This window comes from Nonomuraea typhae (genome assembly GCF_009760925.1).
Taxonomy (GTDB): domain Bacteria; phylum Actinomycetota; class Actinomycetes; order Streptosporangiales; family Streptosporangiaceae; genus Nonomuraea; species Nonomuraea typhae.
In genome coordinates this window covers 234,589-254,653 of the sequence record NZ_VRLV01000014.1, presented here as the reverse complement: position 1 = coordinate 254,653, position 20,065 = coordinate 234,589, and the positions used below count along the sequence as shown (strand labels likewise).

Genomic DNA, 20,065 nt, shown 5'->3' with positions numbered 1-20,065 from the left:
TCCGCTGCTCCGGATCCACGAGGTGCAGCTAGTTCACCACCTGTCGCGGTGCTTCCACGCCCGCGGCAGGGCCCCTCTCCCTTCAAGGACAGGCCGCACATGATCGACCTCACCTCGCTGGACAGGCTGGTCTCCCCGTACGGCGTCGTCTCCATGGACTGGGACTCCACCCACGAACCCGTCCAGAGCGAGGTCGCCACCATCCTGACATCCATCGGCAGCGGTCAGCCCGGAGTGGGCGCGCCGATCGGCAAACACATCACCTGCGCGGGAATCGTGCGAGGGTCCACGGACCTGGCGCGTTTCGTCGGCATCGCGGAGGGCGCCGAGCGCTACTCCGCCGCCGACATCCTCGGCGAGGAGCGCATCTGGGCCACGGCCAGGGAACTGGCCGGTGAGTGCCTGGAGCCGGAGCGCTATCCGCGCTGCTCCGAGCGCGAATACGCGGCCCCTGACTGCCCGATCGGCCCCTTCGACGTCGACGCGTCTGTCAGGTGGGTTCGCGGGCTCGACCTGCACTCCCGGAAACCCACCTGGGTGCCGGCCGCGATGGCGACCTACAACCTGCACAGGGTCGAGGCGGAGCGATTCGTCTATCCGATCTCGACCGGCTACGCCGTACACACCGACCCGGTGGAAGCGGTCGTCCGCGGCATCTGCGAGGTCGTCGAGCGGGACATCATCTCCGTGCTCTGGCTGCAGAAGCTGGCGCTACCCACGCTGGGCCCCGAGCCCATCTCGGATGTGCTCGCCGAGTCGATCGAATGGAGCAGGCGCCATTTCGTGCGCACCCATCTCTTCGACGCCACCACGGATATCGGCGTCCCGACGGTCTACTGCCTGCTCGCCTGCGAATACGACGACAAGGCAAGCAGGATGGTCGGCGCGGGAACGGGGAGGACGCTGGGCGAAGCCGCGGAGAAGGCATTCTTCGAGGCGATTCACGTGCCGCACGTCATCCACCGCTCCGTCAAGCCGCCGCCGTCCGAGCTCGCCGGGTTCGACCACATCGCCGACGGCAGCCGGTACATGGGCCTGGCCGAGCGGGCGCCGGCTTTCGACTTCCTGCTCAAGGACGAGCGTCACACCACCGCGAACCCTCGTATGCCCGACGATCCGGACGAGGCCCTCGCCTGGTTGTCGCGCGCACTGGAGAGAGCGGACATGCGGGCCGTGGTCGTCGACCGTACGCCGCGCGAGCTCGCCGAGGTGGGCCTGCACGCGGTCAACGTGGTGATCCCCGACCTGCAGCCGATGAGCCTGGTTCCCGACATCCAGTTCAAGGGCCATCCGCGCCTGTACGAGGCGCCGGCCCGGATGGGCTATCCCGTCCTGCCCGAGGAGGAGTTGAACCCGTGGCCACAGCCGTTCGCGTGACAGGCCCCGCGCTCGTGGGGGTCGGCGACTTCGGGGCCAGAGTCGTTCAGATGATGAACGGCCGCGCGATCGACGAGCTCGATCGGGCCTTCAAGGACGGTCATGAGGCCGTCGTGGCGGCGTTCTGGCGCCCGCATCCCCGCGAATGCGAACGCGCCGACGAGCTCTCCCACGCCACCGGCGTCCCCTGGCTGCCTGTGATCATGGATTCCGGCACGATCACCGTCGGCCCGTTCGTGCGGCCGGGGGAGGGCCCGTGCTTTCGCTGCTACGCCGAGAGGCGTGTCCAGCACGACAAGAAATGGATCAGCACGCGGGCGCTGAACGCCGCCTACGACGCCGATCCCGCCGGCGGTCCGGCCGGTTACCTGCCGCATCACGCCAGGATGGCGGCGGCTGTGGCGACGACCGTGCTCGAGCGCGCGACGGTCGGGTCCGTGGTCGCCATCGTGCTCAGGCAGCTCTCGGTCTCCAGCGACCGGGTCATCGGCCGCCACGGCTGTGACCGCTGCGACCTGGCCAGACCGGCCCGCGACCTCATCGACCTGCTACGACTTCCGGAGGCCGGCCATGGGTGAGGAACGGCTCTGCGACGGCCTGATGATCACCGCGGCGGACGGCGCGCTGATCGTCGAGGGCGCTCCCCGCCGGCACGTCTTCCACGGCAAGGCCGCCACCGAGGTGCTGCCGAAGCTGATGAACCTGCTGGACGGCTCACGCACCCCCGAGGAGCTCGCCGACGCGTCCGGGCTGTCGTCTCGGCAACTGGACCAGGCGCTCAACGTGCTCAGGGACCGCGGTCTGCTCGAAGAAGGCGCGCCGGCCCCGGGGAATCACGTCACCACCTACCTGTCGCGCAACCTGCCGGACACCGGTGGCTACCTCGGCACGGCCGATCTCATGCGGGACTTCGCAGACTCCGCTGTCCACGTGGTGGCCGACGACCTCACCACGGCCGACCTCATCTCGGCCGACCTGCGGGAGAGCGGGATCGGCTGGTGCGTCAGCGGAGCCGTACCCCCCGCTGAAGATCAGGCGGCGGCGCTGGAGAACGCCAGGCGGGCCTTGGTGATCGTCGTGGCGGATCCGCGCGAGCCCGCCAGGATGGACGAAGCCGTGGCCTGGTGCGCGCCCCGCGGCATCCCCGTCCTGCGGGTCGCGGCCACCGCCGAGCACGTCGAGCTCGGCCCCTGGTTCCTCACCGGCTACACCGCCTGCCCCTCGTGCCTGCGCAGAAGCCGCGCCGAGGCCGGATGGGAGCCGGAGAGCGAGACGCACAACCCGCTCATGGCCGGTACGGCTGTCGCCGAGGCGCTGGCCATCCTCGGCGGGATCCCGGTCATCGCCCCGGGAGGCACGATGGCCAGAGCCAGGATCGTGGCCAGGATCGCGCTCGCAGAACCGGCCCTGGACCGGCACCTGGTCACCCCCTACCCCGACTGCGGCACATGCGCGTGGAGCGACCCCAGCCCGATGGCCGCCTACGAGTGGGCGCAGGAGGGTGACGCGCCTCCCGGCCTGACCGTCAGCACCAGCGCCACCCCCTTCGAGATCAAACCCTGGGAGGGGCTGAAGACGCTCAGGACGCCGTCGCTACCCGCCCACCCGAGACGGCCGCTGGGTGACGATCCGCTCCTCGCCGAACTCCTGCGCAAGACGGCCGGTTATCGCAGGACGCCGGAGGCGCCGCTCCAGCGCTGGGTGCCCAGCGGCGGCAACCTCGCCTCCGCCGAGCTGTACCTGATCGGCGAGGTTCCCGGCCTGCCCGGCACGGTCTTCCGGTACGACGACGTGAACGACACCCTCATCGCGATGAGCCCCGACCGCGTGCCGCTCGCCGAGGCCCTGGCGGGAACCGATCTCCGCGCCGAGGGGCTGTCGGCCGTGTTCGTGCTGGTGGCGGGGCGCAGGCGGCTGGAGTACAAGTACGCGGACTTCTCCCACCACCTGGCCCATCTCGACGCCGGATGCGCAGCCACTCAGCTCGCCCTCCTCGCCGCCGAGCGCGGGGCCCGCGTGGAGTACGCGGCGACCTGGGACGAGCGCCCGGCAGGGCTGTTGTCCCTCATCCCCGACCAGCAGATCGTCACGGCCATCGCCGGATTGCACCGAGGTATCCCATGCCCCTGATCCTTCCCGAGGCCCCCGGCGAGCACGTCGCGGCCATGACCAGGACCCGCCGCGCGCTGCCCGGCGCCGACCTGCCCTGGGACTCCGTGCTGGCGGGGCGCCGATCGGTGCGGGAGTTCTCAGCCGTACGGCCCGCCCGTGAAGACCTGGTCAGAGCGCTGGAAAGGGCACACGAATCGCAACGCGGCCAGTGGCCGGTCGAGCGCCACGGGCAGGCCGGGCTGGAGGTGCTGCTGGCTGTCTACCGCGTGACCGGGATGAAACCCGGCCTGTACGCCGGTCCCGACGTCATGCTGGGGTCGCCGCCATGGCTGTCAGAACTGCCGGGGCGCTATGCGGACGCACCGGTTCTGGCCCTGGTCTGCGGGCGCTTCGCCGGGATCGACGGCGAGGCGTACGGCGGGCTGCTGGTGCGGGCCGGTGCTCTCGGGTACGCTCTCTGGCTGGCCGCGCGGCGGATCGGTCTGGAAGGCTCGGCCTTCGGCAGGACCAGCGGCGAGGTCACAAAGGCCGCCGCACCCGGTTCGCGGCACCTGTTCACGATCGCGATGGGCTACGCGCCCTGATGGCCGAGGTCACCACGGCGACGGTTCTGCGCAGGATGGGCGGGCGCTTCCGCCCCTACCGGTGGCAGGTCGCCGGGTCGATCCTGATGAGTTTCACCAGGATCGGCCTGGGCGTGGCCGCGCCGCTCCTCCTGCAACGCGTGATCGACGACGCACTCCCGGCCCGCGACGTGGCGCCGCTCACGGTGTTGTGCGCGCTGATGGCCGGGGCCGGGCTGCTCAACAGCGGGCTTGCGGCGGGGCAGGTCGCCCTGAACAACTGGGTCGGCCAGCGGATCACCACCGCCCTGCGGGTCGAGGTCTACGACCACGCCCGATCGCAGCCGCTGCGTTTCTACAGCGAGCAGGGCCAGAGCGAGATCCAGACCCGGGTGCTCAACGACGTCGACGGCGCCGACAGGTTCGTCACCGTCGTGGCTCAGGACGCGATCGCGCAGACGGCCAGTCTGGTCGCCGCGGCGGTCGCGATGCTCATGCTGAGCTGGCCGCTCGCGCTGGCCTCCTTCGCGCTCGCCGCCCTGCTCAGCCTGCTGAACCAGCGTTTCGCCCGCCGCCGCAGGGCGCTGGCCGCCGACCGGCAGCGCCAGGTGAGCGGCGTCCTGCGCTTCGTCGCCGAGAACCTGTCGCCCACCGGCGTCGTCGTCGCCCGCACGCTCTGCCGTACGGCACAGCAGCGTGAACGGTTCGTGGAGCTGAGCACCAGGCTGCGCGAGGTCACCTTCCGCCAGCGGGTCATCGGCGCCTACGCCTACTCCGTCATCGGGGCCTCGCTCGCCTGCGTGCCGCCGATGATCTACCTGCTGTCGGGGACGCTCGTGACAGGCGTGTCGGTGGGCGCCGTCGTCGTCCTGGCGATCCTGCAAATGCGGCTGTCCGACCCGATCGAGCGGCTGCTGCAGCTCAGCGCGAGCCTGCAGACCTCTGTCGCGATGTTCGAGCGCGTCTTCCTGTACCTCGACCTGCCCGAGGTCGAGGGCGACACGGTCGCTTCCGCCGGTGAGCCGCCCGACCTGTCGGTACGCGGCCTCTCCTACGGTTACGACGAGGATCTGGTGCTGGATGACGTCTCGCTCGACTTCCCCGCCGGGTCGGTCACCGTGATCGCGGGCAGCACCGGTTCCGGCAAGAGCACCCTGGGGTTGATCCTGGCGGGCCTGCTCCCGCCGCCGGCCGGGCAGGTACGGCCAGGCACTGCCGAACTGCGGCGCATCGTGGCGCTGACACCGCAGCACACCGCCCTGTTCCAGGCATCTCTCAGGGAGAACCTGCTGTTCGCCAACCCGGAGGCGGGGCCGGCCGAGCTGGCCGAGGCGGCGGAGGTCGCATGCCTGCCCGCATCGGACGGCTGGGAGTCCGCCATCGGCCAGGACGGTCACCAGTTGTCGGGCGGCGAACGCCAGCGGCTGGGCATCGCCAGGACCCTGCTGACTCCGGCGCGGGTGCTGATCTTCGACGAGGCCACCAGCGCCCTCGACGCCCTGACAGCGGACCGGGTCCACGAGGCGCTGCGCGCCCACTGCCGCGGCCGCACACTGATCATCATCGCGCACCGCATTCCCCGTCTCGAACCCGGCGACCGCGTCGTGGTGATGGAGCGCGGCAGGGTCGTCGAGGCCGGCACCCACGGCGAGCTGAGCACCTACGGCGGCGCCTACGCGGCGCTGCTCGACACCCAGAGAGGGCAGGCATGGACCTCGGATTCGGGCTGACCTACAGCATGGGCCTGTACGAGCAGGTCATGGACAACCGGGACGACATCGACTGGCTGGAGATCATCACCGACCAGTTCATCGGCCGCCCCCAGTCGCTCGACCTGCTCGCGCACCTGGGCGAGCACTTCCCCCTGATCCCGCACGGGGTGGGGATGTCGATCGGGTCCGACGGCCCGCTCGACCCGGCCTACGTCGACGAGGTGGCGCGTGTGGCCGACGCCGTGGACGCGCCCTGGGCCAGCGACCACCTGTGCTTCACCCGCGAGGGCGACCTGGACCTCGGCACGTTCACCCCGGTCTGGCGCACCAGGGACAAGGCCCGGCAGGTCGCCGCCAAGGTACGGCAGGTCCAGGAGCGCATCAACCGGCCCTTCCTGCTGGAGAACATCGTCTACCACCTCGACCTCACCGCGGAGCTGACCGAGGCGGAGCTGATCACCGAGATCCTCGAGCACTGCGACGGCGGGCTGCTGCTCGACCTCAACAACGTCGCCGTCAACGCGCGCAACCTCGGTTTCGACCCCTACGCCTTCCTCGACGCCATCCCGCTGGAGCGGGTCGTCCAGGTGCATCTGGCGGGCAACGTCGTGCGCGACGAGCTGGGCGGGGTGGTGCTGGACTCCCACGACGCGCCGGTGGGCGAGGAGGTGTTCGAGCTGCTGACCTACCTCGCGAGCAGGCAGCCGATCCGGGCGGTCGCGATCGAGCGAGACGACAACATGCCTGCGGACTTCGCCGAGTTCAAGACCGATCTGGATCGGGCCAGGCGGGCCGTCGCGTGAGCGTGCAGGCGTTGCTGGCCGAGCTGATCAACGATCCCGGCCTGCTGGACAGGCTGCGCGCCGACCCCGGGGGTTTCGGGGTGAGCCGGGCGGACGCGCTGACGTTGTGCGCGATGGACCGGCGCCAGTTCGAGATCACCACGCTGGTGCACGTCGAACGGCGGCGTTCCTGGGTGCGGGCCAAGTTCCCCGGATCGGCGTTGCTGATGGCCGAGCAGGGGACGCCCGAGCTGATCGCCCGCTGCGTCGACCAGGTGCGGATCCGCTCTACGACGCCCGCCGACTTCGTCGCGATCGGCACCCACCTGCGGTCCCTGGCCGGGAACCACCGGCTGCGGGAGATGATCAGGTTCGAGACGACGTGGTTCGAGCTGATGCTCCGGCCCGCGCCGCTCGCTCCCATGCTCGCGCCCGGCGTGGCCGTCCTGTCCTTCTCCTTCCCGGTGGCCGACCTGCGGCAGCGGCTGATCCTGGGCGATGACATCGCCACGGTCACCGACCGGCCCGCGCACTACATCCTGCAGGCCAGCTCGGGCAGGCAGATCCGCACCTACCCCATCGGGCAGGAGCTGGCCGGCCTGCTGCTCGCAGGGGAGGGCCTCGGCGAGCGTGAACTGACCCGCCTGAGCCGTCTGGGACTGGTGACGTGGAACCCGCCTCGATCGTGATCGTCGGCGCGGGGCCGACAGGGACCTGCGTGGCGGAACGGCTCTGCGCGAACGCGCGGCACCGGCTGGACCTGCACGTCGTCGATCCGTACGAGCCAGGAGCCGGGCGGGTCTGGCGTTCCGGGCAGCCGGAGCTGCTGCGCACCAACACCCCTGCGGACACCGTCACCCTGTACACCGACGCCTCCGTGCGCTGTCGCGGGCCGATCAGGCCCGGACCCACGCTGGGCGAATGGCTGGGCGGCGAGGGCGGCTTCGTGCCCCGGGCGGTGCAGGGTGAATACCTGGCACACGCGTTTCGTCATGTCGTCCGTACGGCGGGGCCTGCCGTACAAGTCCATCACCACCGAGCCCAGGCCATCGACCTGCGGGACGGCCCGGGCGGGCGGCAGCACGTGGAGCTGTCCGGCGGCCGGAGGCTGGAAGCGGACGCGGTGCTCCTGACCCAGGGCCACACGCCGGTCGTGCCCGAGGACGACGCGCCGCACCATCTGCAGGCGGGGTACGCCGACGACCTGCCGCTCGACCTGATAGAGCCAGGGGAACCGGTGATCGTCCGAGGGCTGGGGCTGACCTTCTTCGACGTGGTGACGCTGCTGACCTCCGGTCGCGGCGGGCGGTTCGACGCCGGTCCGGACGGGCGGCTGGTCTACCTGCCGAGCGGTCACGAGCCGGCACTGTTCGCCGGGTCGCGGCGTGGAGTTCCGCATCACGCGCAGTTCGGCTACTCCTGGGAGGGGGTGCGGGTGCCGCCACCGCCGCACTCCTCCGCGGTCAAGGACCTGGCGCTGGCTTACTATCACGGCCTCTTCGACTCGGGGCGCCTGCGCATGGCGTGGGAGCTCTTCGAATCCCGGGTCGTGGAGCTGGCCTGGGGCAGTCGCGAGATGGCCGCGCTGATCGAGGACGCGGTCCCCTCTCCAGCCGACCGCCTCGACGTCGACCGGCTGATCGCCCCGCTCGCCGGGGTCGGCGGGTGGCACCCGGGGGAGTTGCGAACCTGGATGATCAGCAGGCTCAGGTCGGACCTCGCCCGCCGCGCCGACGCCGCCCACCGGGCTGACATGGTGCTGGCCTACGGTCTGACGGCCGTGGCGCACGCGCGCCCCCACCTGCGCGGGCTGCTGGCGGCCTTCGCCAACGGGCCGCCGCCCGCGCGGATCGAGGAGCTGTGCGCGCTGGCGGAAGCGGGTGTGGTCACCTTCATGGGCGCGGGGCTCACGGTGACGGGCGGCGATCCCTGGCTGGCGAGTTCCGGGACGCTACGCCACCCGGTCGAGGCGAGGGTGCTGATCGAGGCCAGACAACCCAGGGCGTGTCTCAGCAGGACCGCCGACCCGCTGCTGCGCCGGTTGCTGGCCCGGGGAGAGTGCGCGGAAGAAGGCGGTCTGCTGAGCGTCCGGCTACCCGACCGGCGGCTGCATGACAGGACGCTCGCCGTACATCCGGCGAGGTTCGCCTTCGGGCCGGGGGTCGTCGGTGGCGCCGCGACCGGGCGGCTGGCCAGGCCCCGGGTCGACTCTCCGCTGCTGCGCCAGGCGGACGCCCTGGCCAGGACTCTGCTTCGCATCTGAGGAGAGGATGTCCTCGTGCAGCTCCTTCACGGCGGGGCCAGGTTCGCTGCCCAGCTCCTCGACCAGGCGGCGGCGCAGGGCGGCGTAGCAGGTCAGCGCGCCCGCCTGGCCGCCCGCGCGATACCGGGCGACCATGAGCAGGCCGGCGATCCGCTCGTCCAGCGGATGCGCGGCCGACAGAGCCTCCAGCGAAGGCAGGAGCTCGAGGTGCCGTCCCAGCCGCAGACCCACCTCGGCGGCGGCGACCTGCGCGCTCAGCCGGTGCCTGTTGAGCGTCTCGCGGGTGCGCCCGGCCCAGTCGGAGCGCACATCTGCCAGCGGCGTCTCGGTGCAGAGGCTGATGGCCTTCTCGAACAGCCGGTCGGCCGCGTGGTCCTGACCGGCTCTGGCGGCGGCGTGCGCCCTGCTCACATCCCGCCGGAACCTGGATAGGTCTACCGTGTGCGGATCGGCTTCCAGAATGTATCCGCCTCGGGAGCGGGCCACGCGCCCGCTGTAGGAGGCGGCGCTCAGCGTTCTGCGCAGTCGTAGGGCACAGGTGTACAACGAGTCGACGGGGTGGGCGGGAGGCGAGTCGCCCCAGATTCCGTCGACCAGCGCGTCATCGGGTACCAGCTCGTTCGATCTGCAGGCCAGCATGGCTAGCAGGCAGCGTACGCGCTCGTGGGAGGGGCGCACGGTCCGCTCGCCGCTGCGCAGGTGCACGGTGCTCAGCAGCATGATCTGTGTCACGACGACCATTGTGCGCGGGGGCTCCGACACATCCCCGATAGCCGCGCGATACATGATCGATATGCCGTAATGTGACCGTATGGTGCGTTTCGAGGTCCTTGGGCAAGTCGCTGTCTCGGACGGAGACCGATGGTTGCCCGAGCTCGCGCCGCGCCACCGCGCCGTGCTCGCCTACCTGCTCCTGCACGCTCGCCACGTGGTGAGCACCGAGCAGCTCATCGAGGCGATGTGGGGCCCGACCCCACCGGGGACGGCTCGCAGCCAGATCCACGGCGCGGTCACGGGCATCCGCCGGGCGTTGCGCGCGGCCGGCCTGCCGGACGCGTTACGCACGAAGGCGGCCGGATACGTGCTCGTGCCCGAGCCGGGGCAGCTGGACCTGGAGGAGTTCACCACCCAGGTCGCCCACGCTCACGAACGTGCCGCCACCGAGCCGGATGCGGCGGCGGCGCAGCTCCGCGCCGCCCTGGCATTGTGGGTGGGGCAGCCGCTGACCGGCGTGAACGCCGATTACGCGCCCGACGCGCGGTCGCGGCTCGAGGAGCGGCGGCTGGCGGCCTTCGAACGCCTGGCCGACCTCGAACTGTCCCTCGGCCGCCACGACGACCTCATCGCCGAACTCATCGCCGTGCAGGCGACCCACCCGCTGCGGGAGCGGCTGACCTGCCAGCTCATGCTCGCTCTGCATCGCGCGGGACGGCAGGCGGACGCCCTGGCCGTGGCCCGCACCTTCCGCGCCACCCTCATCGAGAGCCAGGGGCTGGATCCCAGCAGGCTCTTCGTCATGCTGGAGCAGTCCATCCTGCGTGACGAGCCCGGTCTGGCCGCGTCCTTCCCGCCCGTGGCAGGGGTGAGCGCGCCTGTCCCGCCTGTGGCAGGGGTGAGCAGCCTGCCGTACGACATTCCCGACTTCGCCGGACGCGCCGCCGAGCTCGACCTTCTCGCCTGTCCAGGAGTGCCGATCATCGCGATCGACGGTATGGGCGGGATCGGCAAGACCGCCCTGGCCATCCACGCCGCCCATCGGCTCGCCTGCCGCTACCCCGACGGGCAGCTCTTCATCGACCTGCACGCGCACACGGCAGGGCACCCGCCCGTCGAGCCCGAGGCGGCACTGGAATCACTGCTGCGCCAGCTACGCGTACCCGCGGACCGCATCGCCGCGGCCACCGGCGACCGGGCGGCATTGTGGCGCTCGGAGCTGGCAGGACGCCGGGTGCTCGTCGTGCTCGACAACGCCGCGGGCGTCGCGCAGATCCTGCCCCTTCTTCCCGGTACGGCCGACAGTATGGTCATCATCACCAGCCGCCACCGCCTGGCCTACCCGGACGGCGCGCGCACCCTGTCCCTCGACACGCTCGCCGAGGCCGACGCGGTGGAGCTGTTCACGGCGATCGTGGGGGAGCGGGCGATCAACGATCCCGCCGCCGTGCTGCGGGTGCTGCGACTGTGCGGGTTCCTCCCGCTGGCCGTACGGATCGCCGCGACCCGCCTGCATCGCCGGCCGCTCTGGGACGTCGACTACCTCGCCCGGCGCCTGGCCGCCCAGAGCGGCAGGCTGGACGAGCTCACCGCGGCCGATCGCGGGGTGAAGGCCGCCTTCACCCTGTCGTACCAGCACCTGGATCCCGACCAGCAGCGCCTGTTCCGGCTGCTGGGCCTGCACCCCGGCGGCGACATCGACGTCAACGCCGCCGCCGCGCTGGCCGCGCTCCCGGTCTCCAGGACGGAAACGCTGCTGGAGGGATTGCTCGACGCGCACGTCCTGATCCAGCAGCGGTTCGGCCGCTACGCCTTCCACGACCTGCTGCGCGAGCACGCCCGTTGCACCGCGGACGCAGAGGAGACGGCCGACAGGCAGCGCGAGGCGCTGATCAGGCTGTTCGACCACTATCTCGGATCGTTGTCGCTTCCCGCGGCCGAGCTGGAGACGGAACGCGCCAACCTCGTGGCCGTCGCGGCATACGCCGCTGAACACGACCTGCCCGCCTACGTCACCGGACTGGCCCAGGGGTTGCATCGCTACCTCGACGAGCACGCCCACTACGCCGACGCCTTCATGCTCCACCGCCTGGCGCTGAAGGTCAGCAGGCGGCGCGGCGACCGGGCTGGGGAGAGCAGAGCGCTCGTCGACCTGGGCGTGGTCTACCTGCGCCAGGGGAGCTACGTGCAGGCGCGCGAGCACTACCTGCACGCGCTGCGGTTGTACCGGGAGCTCGGCGACCCGCGCGGCGAGGGGCGGGCGTTGAACCACCTCGGCGACGTGTGCCTGCGGTTGCGCGACCACGCCGAGGCGCACAAGTGTTTCTGGCAGGTACTGGAGCTCTGCAGGGCGATCGGCGAGCGGGTCGGGGAGGCGGCCGCGCTGGGGAACCTCGGGCTGGTGCACGAGCTGCAGGGGGCCTATCCGCTGGCGCACGAGTACCTGCGGCTGGCTCTGGACCTGTATCGCGAGCTGGGGCTGGGGGTGGAGGAAGCGCGGATACTGAGCAGCATCGGGACGGTGTATCGGCGACAGGGGTTGCTGTCGGACGCGCACGCCAACCTGTACCGGTCTGTTCGGTTGTGCCGGCGGCTGGGATACCGCAGCGACGAGGCGACCGGGCTCAACGGGCTGGGTGAGGTCGCCCGCGCGATGGGCCGGCCGTCACGCGCGGTGGCCGACCACGAGGCGGCGCTCGCGCTGGCCGGGGAGATAGGTGTGCTGCCGGAGCAGGCCAGGGCGCATCGCGGACTGGCGGGCGCCTACCTTGATCTCCACCGGGTCGATCTCGTTCGAGACCATGCCAAGCGGGCGCTCGACCTCTACACCCACCTGGGTACGCCGGAGGCCGCCGAGGTCCGTGCCATGCTCGCCCACCTGGATGATGCCTGATGCCTGATGCCTGATGCCGGGTGTCGGGTCGCGGGGCACGCCAGATCGCGCTAACCCGCTGACGGTTTCCGCGAGTACTACCGGCGACCAGTCGCCGCGCGTCAACCGGCTCCCCGCGGCTGGGCTGTCGGCGGGCCTGGCGCGCCCGCTTGATCGCTCCCCGGAAAGTGCCCCAGACCGTCGGGGGAGTAGAGCTTGGTCAGGAGGTCATGTCGATGGGCTGGGCAGAGCAGCGGGCGGCCCGGGTGCCGGAACTCTTGCGGACAGGACCTGCCTCACACCACGGATGGGCTCCGCCGTAGAGAATTGGACCAGTTATTACGGTATGTGTAATTTTGTCCCTCTGTGGAGTACTTCTGAAGAGGGTCGGAACCGGTGAGCGAGGAGCTGGCAGAGCGTCTGCGGCAGGTGCGGGAAGCGTCCGGACGCAGCCTGCGTGAGCTGGAACGCACCATTCACATCAGCAGTTCGTCGCTGTCCCGGTATCTGTCGGGCCAGTCGATACCGCCCTGGTCGGTGGTGGTCGCGTTGTGCCAGGTGGCGGGGGTCGATCCCCGGCCGTTGCGGCCCGTGTGGGAGAGCGGCAAGCGGGCGCCCGCCAAGCCCCGGCAGCCGGCCCAGCCCTCGGCCCCGGTGGTTTCCGCGGGGCGGAACGACCTGCCGTACGACGTCAGCGGGTTCACCGGCCGCAGGGATGAGCTGGCGGCGCTGCTGGAGGCCGCCCGCACGCATCGGATGGTGGCGATCGACGGCATGGCGGGCGTGGGCAAGACCGCCCTGGCCGTGCGGGCCGCGCACCGGCTGGCCGCCGACTATCCCGACGGGCAGCATTATGTGGACCTGCACGGGTTCACTCCGGGCCGGGAGCCGGTGGAACCCGATGAGGCGTTGCGGGTGCTGTTGTCCGCGCTCGGCGTGGCCTCGGCCGGCATTCCCGCGACCGGGCCCGAGCGGGCCGCGCTCTGGCGGGCCGAGCTGGCGCGGCGCCGGGCCGTGATCGTGCTCGACAACGCCGCGGACGCCGACCAGGTCCGGCCGCTGCTTCCCGGCGCCGGGGCGAGTCTCGCGGTGGTGACGAGCCGCCGGAGGATGGTCGAGCTGGACGCCGTCCGTCCGATCTCGCTCGACGTCCTTCCGGCGGCGGACGCGGCCGAGCTGTTCGTCAGCGCCTCGGGTGGCGCGCGGCCGTCGGGCGAGCCCGAGGCCGCGGCGGAGGTGCTCCGGCTGTGCGGTTACCTGCCGCTGGCCATCCGGGTCGCCGCGGCCCGGCTGCGGCATCGGCCTTCGTGGACGGTCGCCACTCTCGCCGAACGGTTGCGCAGCGGCGAACTGGACGTCTCGAACGTGCTCGCGATGTCCCTCAGACAGCTCGATCCGGCGCAACGGCGTATGTTCCGGCTTCTGGGGCTGGTGCCCGGCGAAGGCGTCGACGCCTGGGCCGCGGCGGCGCTGGCCGACATCCCGCTGGGCAACGCGCGGTCCCTGCTGGAGGATCTGGTGGACGCGCACCTGCTGCAGGAGTCCGCGGCCGGCCGCTACCGGATGCACGACCTGCTGCGGCAGGTGGCCGTGGCGGAGACCTCGCCGGACCGGAGGCCGGCGATCGCGCGGCTGCTCGACTACTACCTGAGCACCATGCTCGCCGCGGACGCCGCGATGTCCCACGAGACGGCCGGAGCGCCGATCATCGTCTCGCATCCGCCCGCGGCGCTCCCGGCCTTCCGCGGCCACGACGAGGCGCTGGCCTGGGTGGACGCGGAGACGCCCGACATCGTCGCCGCGTTCGAGCTGGCCGTGGAGCTCGGCCTCGACGCGGCGACGGCCGGGCTCGCCCAGGCTATGGCCGTCTATTTCGGCAGACGCGGCGGAATGGAGCGCTGGAGCGCGCTGCTGGACGCCGCGCTCCCGGCCGCCGACCGGCTGGGCGACCGGCGGGCCGCCGCCTGGCTGACCTACCGGCGCGGCGTCACCCACCAGTTCTCTGGCCGTGCGGCCGAGGCGACGACCGACTACCGGGCGGCCCGGGAGCTCATGGCCGACGTCGGCGACGGGGAAGGGGAGGTGATGGCGCTGCAGCGGCTGGCCGAACGGCACATGGACGACGGCTGCTTCCAGGACGCCATCGATCTGCTACAGCAGGCCGCCGATCTCCTGCCGGCCGGCACCTCCACGCAGAGTCACGTGGTGACGCACGCGCGCATCGGGCACGCGCTGGTCCAGCTCGGCCGGTTCACGCCGGCGCACGAGGCCGCCACCGAGGCGGTCAGGGTGGCCCGGGACATCGACGACCTGCACCTGGAGACGATGGGCGTGCGGGTGCTCGGCGCCGCGGCGCTCGGCTTGGGCGACGCCTCGGGTGCCCTGGCGCATTTCCGTACGGCGCTGGCCCAAAGCAGAGCGACCGGCCACCGGATCGCGGAGGCGCTGAGCCTGACCGACCTGGCGATCGCCGCCCGCGCGCTGGGCCGGATCGTGGAAGCGCTGGATCACCACGCGGAAGCCCTGAACATCATCAACGAGACCGGTGAACGGCTGCGCGCCGCCCCGATTCTCATCCCCTACGGCGAGACCTGCCTGGCGGCCGGGGATCGCGGCGCGGCCGAGCGGCACCTGCGGCAGGCTTTCGAGCTGGCCAGGACCCTCGGTCTGCGCCATCTGGAGGCCGAGGCCGGCCGGGCGCTCGCCACGCTGGACCCGGCCGCCGTCCCGCCCGGGACACATACGGGACAGCCGGCCATCACCACATAACCCCAGGTCATCGGGGTATTCGCGGGACGCTTGTCCCATCGGGACGCCGTCGCCGGCTCGAAGACGGCGGCGTTGGTGCCAATCTCGGCGACGTGACCGGCACCCGCTCCTCTCCCCGGAAAGGCGATCCCGATGACCTTCCTGCTCCCCGCGCTGACCGCGCTTCCCCCTCGATGGGAGGTGGCCGGCACGGTCGCCGCGCCGGCCGGCGCGGTCGCCGATCTGCTGCTGGCTATCAAGCCCGGCCGGGTGGGCGACGACAACCTGCTCGTCCTGGCCGGCATGTCCGCCGCGCGACGCGGCGCGATGACCGTGGCCGCCGGTGACCGCACGGGATCGTACCGGGCCATGGTCGCCGGGACGGGCGGCCAGATCGACATCGAGGTCGACCTGAACCTTCAGGCCGTCGCCGTGCAGAGCTGGTACGGCGGCGTGCACACGATCACCTCTGCCGGGGACGGCGCCAGCCGGGTCTCCCACCGCGTGCACACCGTGCTGCCCGGCCACCAGACGCCCGGCGACATGGAGTCGCGGCTGTGGAGCGGGCTCGAGCGGGTGCTGTGCGTCGTCGGCGACCGCCTCAGCCGTCCCACGGGTGACCCGGTGATCGTCCGGGCCACGTCCGGCTGAGCCGGCCGTACCCCTGGTGTCAGCGGCCGTATCAGCACGGCGGCGGCCCCGCGTCAGGCACGCCCGCGAAGGTTGAGCTCACAAGCCTCCCCGAACCGCAGCAAACCTCTTAGGAGTCACCAGCATGTCCCTCACCCTCACCACCCAGGACCAGGCCATTCTGCGCACCGCCGCCTACGGCGCCGTGAGCCTGCTGGCCGCCGACGCCGCCGGCTCGCCGCACAAGACGGCCACCGCCGGCTCGCTGGCCCTGTGGTCGGCGACCGGCCCCATCGGGCACGTGCTCGCCGCCAAGACCAAAGTCGTGAACCTCGACGGCAAGTCGGCGGCGGCGATCGCCGACCACGTGCTGCCCGCCCTGACCGAGGCGATGACCCTGCTCACCCGGCAGGAGCCCGCCGAGGCGCGCAACTTCCGCGACACCGTCCTGGTCGCCGTCGACGCGGCCGCCCAGGCGGGCAAGGGCGCGCCCGGCCCCGTCATGACCGAGATGATCCGCAAGATCACCGCGGCCCTCGACGCCGCTCCGGCCGCGCAGGATCGGCCGGAGGTGCAGGAGGCGATCCAGGCGTTCGTCGACGCCGGGTTCGCCGGCGTGCAGGTGCGCGTCAACGACGAGCGGGGCGAGTGGACCGGCAGCGCCGGGGTGCGCAAGCTCGGCGAGGCCGCCAAGCCGTCGACGGAGGGCCACTTCCGGATCGGCAGCGCGACCAAGACGTTCACCGCGACGCTGGTGCTGCAGCTGGTGGCCGACGGCACGATCGGGCTGGACGCTCCGGTGGACGACTACCTGCCCGGGTACGGCCTGGACCGGCGGATCACGGTCCGGATGCTGCTGCAGCACACCAGCGGGGTCTTCAACTTCACCGGCGAGTACTACGAGGACGGGACGTTCGCGCCCGGCATCCCCGGACTGGGCAAGGAATGGGTGGAGGAGAACGAGTCCCGCACCTACCGGCCGGAGGAGCTGGTACGGCTGGCGCTGTCCAAGCCGGCCCGGTTCGAGCCGGGCACGGGCTGGAGCTACGCCAACACCAACTACGTGCTGGCCAGGCTGCTGATCGAGAAGGTCACCGGCCGCTCCTACGGCGAGCAGCTGCGGCTGCGGATCGCCGGCCCGCTGGGGCTGTCGGGCACCGTGGTGCCGGAGGACTCGCCGGAGATCCCCGAGCCGCACGCCCACGGCTACTACCGCTACCAGGACGGCGAGGAGTGGAAGACCGCCGACACCACGCGTTTCAACCCGACCTGGATCTCGGCGGCCGGTGACATGATCTCCACCACCCGGGATCTGCAGGCGTTCATGTCGGCGCTGCTGGGCGGCAAGCTGCTGCCGGCCGACCTGCTGGCCGAGATGCGGAAGCCCGACCTCACGATCGGCTACGGCCTGGGCGTGTTCGTGGAGGACATCGGCGACGGCGTCACCCTGATCCACCACAACGGCAACTTCTGGGGCTGGGCCGCGCTGATGTACGGCACGCCCGACGGCAGCAAGACCCTCATCGCCTCGGTGACCACCGGCGAAGCCGAGTTCGACCTCCCCGCCCTGGGCGCGGCGTTCGAGCAGGCCAAGCAGAAGCTCGTGCAGACGGTGTTCGGCGAGAAGCCGGCGAACTGACCTGCCCTCCCCACCCATCAACCCCCGAATCACCACGAAGGAATCATGAAGAACACCAAGGTTGTGAAGCTCGCGGCGCTGCCCGCGCTGGCGGCCGCATTGCTGGCGGCTACGGCCACCCCCGCGCTCGCCGCCACCGCCAGGCGGGATCGGCCGGAACTACGAAAGAGCGTCCAGGCGTTTGTCGATGCCGGTTTCCTCGGCGTGCAGGTGCGTGTCAGCGATGAGCGGGGTGAGTGGGCCGGTAGTGCTGGGGTGCGCAAGCTGGGCTCGGCGGCCAGGCCGCCGGTCGACGGGCGGTTCTGGACGGGTAGTGTCGTCAAGCCGTTCACCGCCACTGTGGTGCTGCAGCTGGTGGCGGAGGGCAAGGTCAGGCTGGATCACCGCCAGCGGCGACGGCTGGGTGAGCCGGCGTTTTCGCAGCTACGCGCCGGAGGAGCTGGTGCGGCTGGCGTTGTCGAAGAAGCCGCGTTTTGAGCCGGGTACCGGTCAGAAGTACACCAACACCACCTACACGCTGGCGCTGTTGCTGATCGAGAAGGTCACCGGTCGTTCCTACGCCGAGGAGATGAAGCGGCGCATCCTGCGCCCGCTCGGTCTGACCGGGACCCTGGTGCCCGGCGACAGGACGAACCTGCCCGGGCCGCTGTGGCGTCGTCTACCAGCACAACGGTAGCCCGCCGCACGGCTACGGGACGCTGATGTACGGCTCGCCCGACGGTAGCAAGACCTTGACGGCGTCGGTGACCTGGGTGGACTCGGCCACGCGTGGCCCGGCCAAGGACTTCCAGAAGCTGACCGACGCCCTCGTCAAGCAGGTGTTCTGCGACAAGTAGCGCGCCCCCGCCATGGAACGTGCCAAGCGCCTTCCGAAGAGACCGAAGTGGCACTCCCCACCGACATGAGAAGGACGGCATGACCCAACACATCGACAACAGCGGACTCGTGCTGGTCGAGCCCGGTGATCCGGACTACGACACGCTGCGGCGCGGTTTCGTCTACACCGGTACTCCCGCCTGCATCGCCCGATGCCGGAACGCGGCCGGTGTGGCCGCCGCCCTGGCCTACGCCCAAAGCCATGGCCTGCCGGTGGCGGTGCGCAGCGGCGGCCACAGCGGCGCCGCCCTGAGCACCGTCGACGGCGGCATGGTGATCGACCTGTCACCGATCAACCACGTGGACGTGCTCGGCGGTCCGGACAACCTCGTCCGGCTCGGCACCGGCGCCACCTGGGGCCAGGTCGCCGAGGCTCTGGCCGGTCACGGCCTGGCCATCTCCTCGGGTGACACCACGTCCGTCGGCGTGGGCGGCCTCATGCTCGGCGGCGGCATCGGCTGGATGGTCCGCAAGTACGGCCTGGCCCTCGACAGCCTCGTCGCGGCCGAAGTGGTCACCGCCGACGGCCAGATCCTGCGCGTCAGCGCCGACGATCACCCCGACCTGTTCTGGGCGGTGCGCGGCGGGACGGGCAACGCCGCCGTGGTCACCACGTTCGAGGTCGCGGCCCAGCGCGAGTCGCTGGTGACCTTCGCCCGCATCGTCTACCCGGCCGACGACCTCGCGAGCCTGCTGACCGGCTGGCGTGACGCGCTGCGGGCGGCGCCCGACGAACTGACCACGTTCCTGCAGATCATGCCCGGCTTCGGTGAGGAAGCGCCGCCCTCGGTGGTGGTGCTCGCCTGTTACGCGGGCGACGACCCTGCGGCGCTCACGCCTCTGACCCGGCTCGGCACGCCGGTGAGCGTGGACGTCGACGCCATGCCGTACCCCAAGGTGCTCGACGACGCCTTCCTGCCGGACGGCTGGCGGCCGATGGTCCGCAACCGCTTCGTGCGCTCACTCGACGACGACCTCATCGGCGAGCTCGCCGGCCGTGCCGCCTCGATCCCGATGATGGTGATCGAGCTACGCGGCTTGGGCGGCGCGATGAATCGGGTGCCCGCCGAGGCGACCGCCTTCGCGCACCGCGACACGGAGGCGATGCTCCAGATCGTCGTGCTGGGCACACCGCAAGACCATCAGCCGATCATGCAGGACTACACCGACCTGTGGAACACGCTCGCCCCCTACACCTCGGGCGCGTACGCGAACTTCCTCACCGAGATCTCCGCAGACGACGTGGACGCCGTCTATCCGGAGGCGACCAGAGCACGGCTGGCCGCGGTCAAGCACGCCTACGACCCGGACAACCTCTTCCACCGCACCATCAACGTTTAGAGACTGGAGAACATCATGACACTCTTCGTGAACATGCACGTCAAGGACCTTCCCGCGTCCGTGACCTTCTTCCGTGAGCTCGGCTTCTCGCTCGACGAGAAGTTCACCAGCGACGAGACCGGCGTCGTCATCCTCGGCGAGGGAGCCTCGCTGCTGCTCGTCGCCGAGCCACTCTTCAAGACCATCACCGGCCGGGACATCCCCGACGTCACGGCGGGAAACGAAGCGGTGCTGGCCGTCGAAGTGGACAGCCGGGCCAAGGTCGACGAGGTCGTCACCGCCGCACTCGCCAACGGCGGCACCGATGCCGGGCAGCCGGAGGACAACGAGTACATGTACAGCCGCGGCTTCCGCGACCTTGACGGCCACTTCTGGAACATCCTGCACATGGCCTGACCCACCCGTTGCGCGGCCAGCCGCCCCGGGTCGTCCTGTG

General features: G+C 71.2%; 16 protein-coding genes and 1 pseudogene. 16 read left to right on the top strand and 1 reads right to left on the bottom strand.

Features of this window, described 5'->3' with window-relative positions; all coding sequences use genetic code 11:
* The first annotated feature begins 99 nt into the window (after nt 1-99).
* From FVE25_RS40330 to FVE25_RS54575, 8 genes are read left to right on the top strand one after another with little or no spacing between them, the layout of a single operon-like run.
* Complete coding sequence (locus FVE25_RS40330; RefSeq protein ID WP_219825855.1) at nt 100-1,377, top strand: YcaO-like family protein; 1,278 nt, start codon at nt 100-102, stop codon at nt 1,375-1,377.
* Nucleotides 1,356-1,955 carry a TOMM precursor leader peptide-binding protein gene (locus FVE25_RS40325; RefSeq protein ID WP_157252764.1) on the top strand — a complete coding sequence of 200 codons (600 nt, stop codon included), beginning with the start codon at nt 1,356-1,358 and terminating at the stop codon, nt 1,953-1,955. The genes FVE25_RS40330 and FVE25_RS40325 overlap by 22 nt, the downstream gene beginning before the upstream one ends.
* Complete coding sequence (locus tag FVE25_RS40320) at nt 1,948-3,507, top strand: hypothetical protein (protein WP_157252763.1); 1,560 nt, start codon at nt 1,948-1,950, stop codon at nt 3,505-3,507. The genes FVE25_RS40325 and FVE25_RS40320 overlap by 8 nt, the downstream gene beginning before the upstream one ends.
* Nucleotides 3,498-4,073, top strand: coding sequence for a hypothetical protein (locus FVE25_RS54060; RefSeq protein ID WP_181019878.1), 576 nt, complete (start codon nt 3,498-3,500; stop codon nt 4,071-4,073). Before FVE25_RS40320 ends, FVE25_RS54060 begins: the two co-directional genes overlap by 10 nt.
* A complete protein-coding gene (locus FVE25_RS40315) occupies nt 4,073-5,782 on the top strand; it encodes an ABC transporter ATP-binding protein (RefSeq protein WP_181019877.1) in 1,710 nt (569 codons plus the stop codon). The genes FVE25_RS54060 and FVE25_RS40315 overlap by 1 nt, the downstream gene beginning before the upstream one ends.
* The gene (locus tag FVE25_RS40310; protein ID WP_157252761.1) at nt 5,761-6,567 is read left to right on the top strand and encodes an MbnB/TglH/ChrH family RiPP precursor modification enzyme; all 807 of its coding nucleotides are present in this window, start codon (nt 5,761-5,763) and stop codon (nt 6,565-6,567) included. The genes FVE25_RS40315 and FVE25_RS40310 overlap by 22 nt, the downstream gene beginning before the upstream one ends.
* Nucleotides 6,564-7,235, top strand: coding sequence for a hypothetical protein (locus FVE25_RS40305; protein WP_157252760.1), 672 nt, complete (start codon nt 6,564-6,566; stop codon nt 7,233-7,235). The genes FVE25_RS40310 and FVE25_RS40305 overlap by 4 nt, the downstream gene beginning before the upstream one ends.
* Entirely contained in the window at nt 7,214-8,809 is a 1,596-nt protein-coding gene (locus FVE25_RS54575) for an FAD/NAD(P)-binding protein (RefSeq protein ID WP_157252759.1), read from the top strand. Before FVE25_RS40305 ends, FVE25_RS54575 begins: the two co-directional genes overlap by 22 nt.
* Nucleotides 8,810-8,824: 15 nt before the next feature.
* On the opposite strand, the pseudogene FVE25_RS55660 reads toward FVE25_RS54575, so the two are convergent.
* Nucleotides 8,825-9,448 (bottom strand): annotated as a pseudogene (locus FVE25_RS55660) (AfsR/SARP family transcriptional regulator); the annotation flags it as partial.
* A gap of 226 nt (nt 9,449-9,674) precedes the next feature.
* On the opposite strand from FVE25_RS55660, the gene FVE25_RS40290 reads away from it, so the two are divergent.
* The 8 genes from FVE25_RS40290 to FVE25_RS40260 all read left to right on the top strand — a co-directional run bounded on the left by FVE25_RS40290 (nt 9,675) and on the right by FVE25_RS40260 (nt 20,025).
* Nucleotides 9,675-12,416 (top strand): AfsR/SARP family transcriptional regulator, encoded by a 2,742-nt coding sequence (locus FVE25_RS40290; protein WP_219825854.1) that lies wholly within the window; start codon nt 9,675-9,677, stop codon nt 12,414-12,416.
* A 375-nt stretch (nt 12,417-12,791) separates the two neighbouring features.
* On the top strand, nt 12,792-15,164 hold the full coding sequence (locus tag FVE25_RS40285) for an ATP-binding protein (protein WP_157252757.1): 2,373 nt from the start codon (nt 12,792-12,794) through the stop codon (nt 15,162-15,164).
* Between the two features lie 132 nt (nt 15,165-15,296).
* Nucleotides 15,297-15,794, top strand: coding sequence for a hypothetical protein (locus FVE25_RS40280; RefSeq protein ID WP_157252756.1), 498 nt, complete (start codon nt 15,297-15,299; stop codon nt 15,792-15,794).
* Nucleotides 15,795-15,918: 124 nt separating this feature from the next.
* Complete coding sequence (locus FVE25_RS40275) at nt 15,919-17,412, top strand: serine hydrolase domain-containing protein (RefSeq protein ID WP_246268189.1); 1,494 nt, start codon at nt 15,919-15,921, stop codon at nt 17,410-17,412.
* Nucleotides 17,413-17,457: 45 nt separating this feature from the next.
* A complete protein-coding gene (locus FVE25_RS54570; protein ID WP_219825853.1) occupies nt 17,458-17,889 on the top strand; it encodes a serine hydrolase in 432 nt (143 codons plus the stop codon).
* Nucleotides 17,855-18,088, top strand: coding sequence for a serine hydrolase (locus tag FVE25_RS56540; RefSeq protein WP_219825852.1), 234 nt, complete (start codon nt 17,855-17,857; stop codon nt 18,086-18,088). The genes FVE25_RS54570 and FVE25_RS56540 overlap by 35 nt, the downstream gene beginning before the upstream one ends.
* Nucleotides 18,089-18,327: 239 nt before the next feature.
* Nucleotides 18,328-19,629: an FAD-binding oxidoreductase gene (locus tag FVE25_RS40265; RefSeq protein WP_157252755.1), complete on the top strand. Its 1,302-nt coding sequence runs from the start codon at nt 18,328-18,330 to the stop codon at nt 19,627-19,629.
* A 15-nt stretch (nt 19,630-19,644) separates the two neighbouring features.
* Entirely contained in the window at nt 19,645-20,025 is a 381-nt protein-coding gene (locus FVE25_RS40260; protein WP_157252754.1) for a VOC family protein, read from the top strand.
* The last annotated feature ends 40 nt before the right edge of the window (nt 20,026-20,065 follow it).

Coding starts and splice junctions, on each gene's coding strand:
- FVE25_RS40330 (WP_219825855.1), top strand. CDS start 100: ATGATCGACCTCACCTCGCTGGACAGGCTGGTCTCCCCGTACGGCGTC.
- FVE25_RS40320 (WP_157252763.1), top strand. CDS start 1,948: ATGGGTGAGGAACGGCTCTGCGACGGCCTGATGATCACCGCGGCGGAC.
- FVE25_RS54060 (WP_181019878.1), top strand. CDS start 3,498: ATGCCCCTGATCCTTCCCGAGGCCCCCGGCGAGCACGTCGCGGCCATG.
- FVE25_RS40315 (WP_181019877.1), top strand. CDS start 4,073: ATGGCCGAGGTCACCACGGCGACGGTTCTGCGCAGGATGGGCGGGCGC.
- FVE25_RS40310 (WP_157252761.1), top strand. CDS start 5,761: ATGGACCTCGGATTCGGGCTGACCTACAGCATGGGCCTGTACGAGCAG.
- FVE25_RS40280 (WP_157252756.1), top strand. CDS start 15,297: ATGACCTTCCTGCTCCCCGCGCTGACCGCGCTTCCCCCTCGATGGGAG.
- FVE25_RS40275 (WP_246268189.1), top strand. CDS start 15,919: ATGTCCCTCACCCTCACCACCCAGGACCAGGCCATTCTGCGCACCGCC.
- FVE25_RS54570 (WP_219825853.1), top strand. CDS start 17,458: ATGAAGAACACCAAGGTTGTGAAGCTCGCGGCGCTGCCCGCGCTGGCG.
- FVE25_RS40265 (WP_157252755.1), top strand. CDS start 18,328: ATGACCCAACACATCGACAACAGCGGACTCGTGCTGGTCGAGCCCGGT.
- FVE25_RS40260 (WP_157252754.1), top strand. CDS start 19,645: ATGACACTCTTCGTGAACATGCACGTCAAGGACCTTCCCGCGTCCGTG.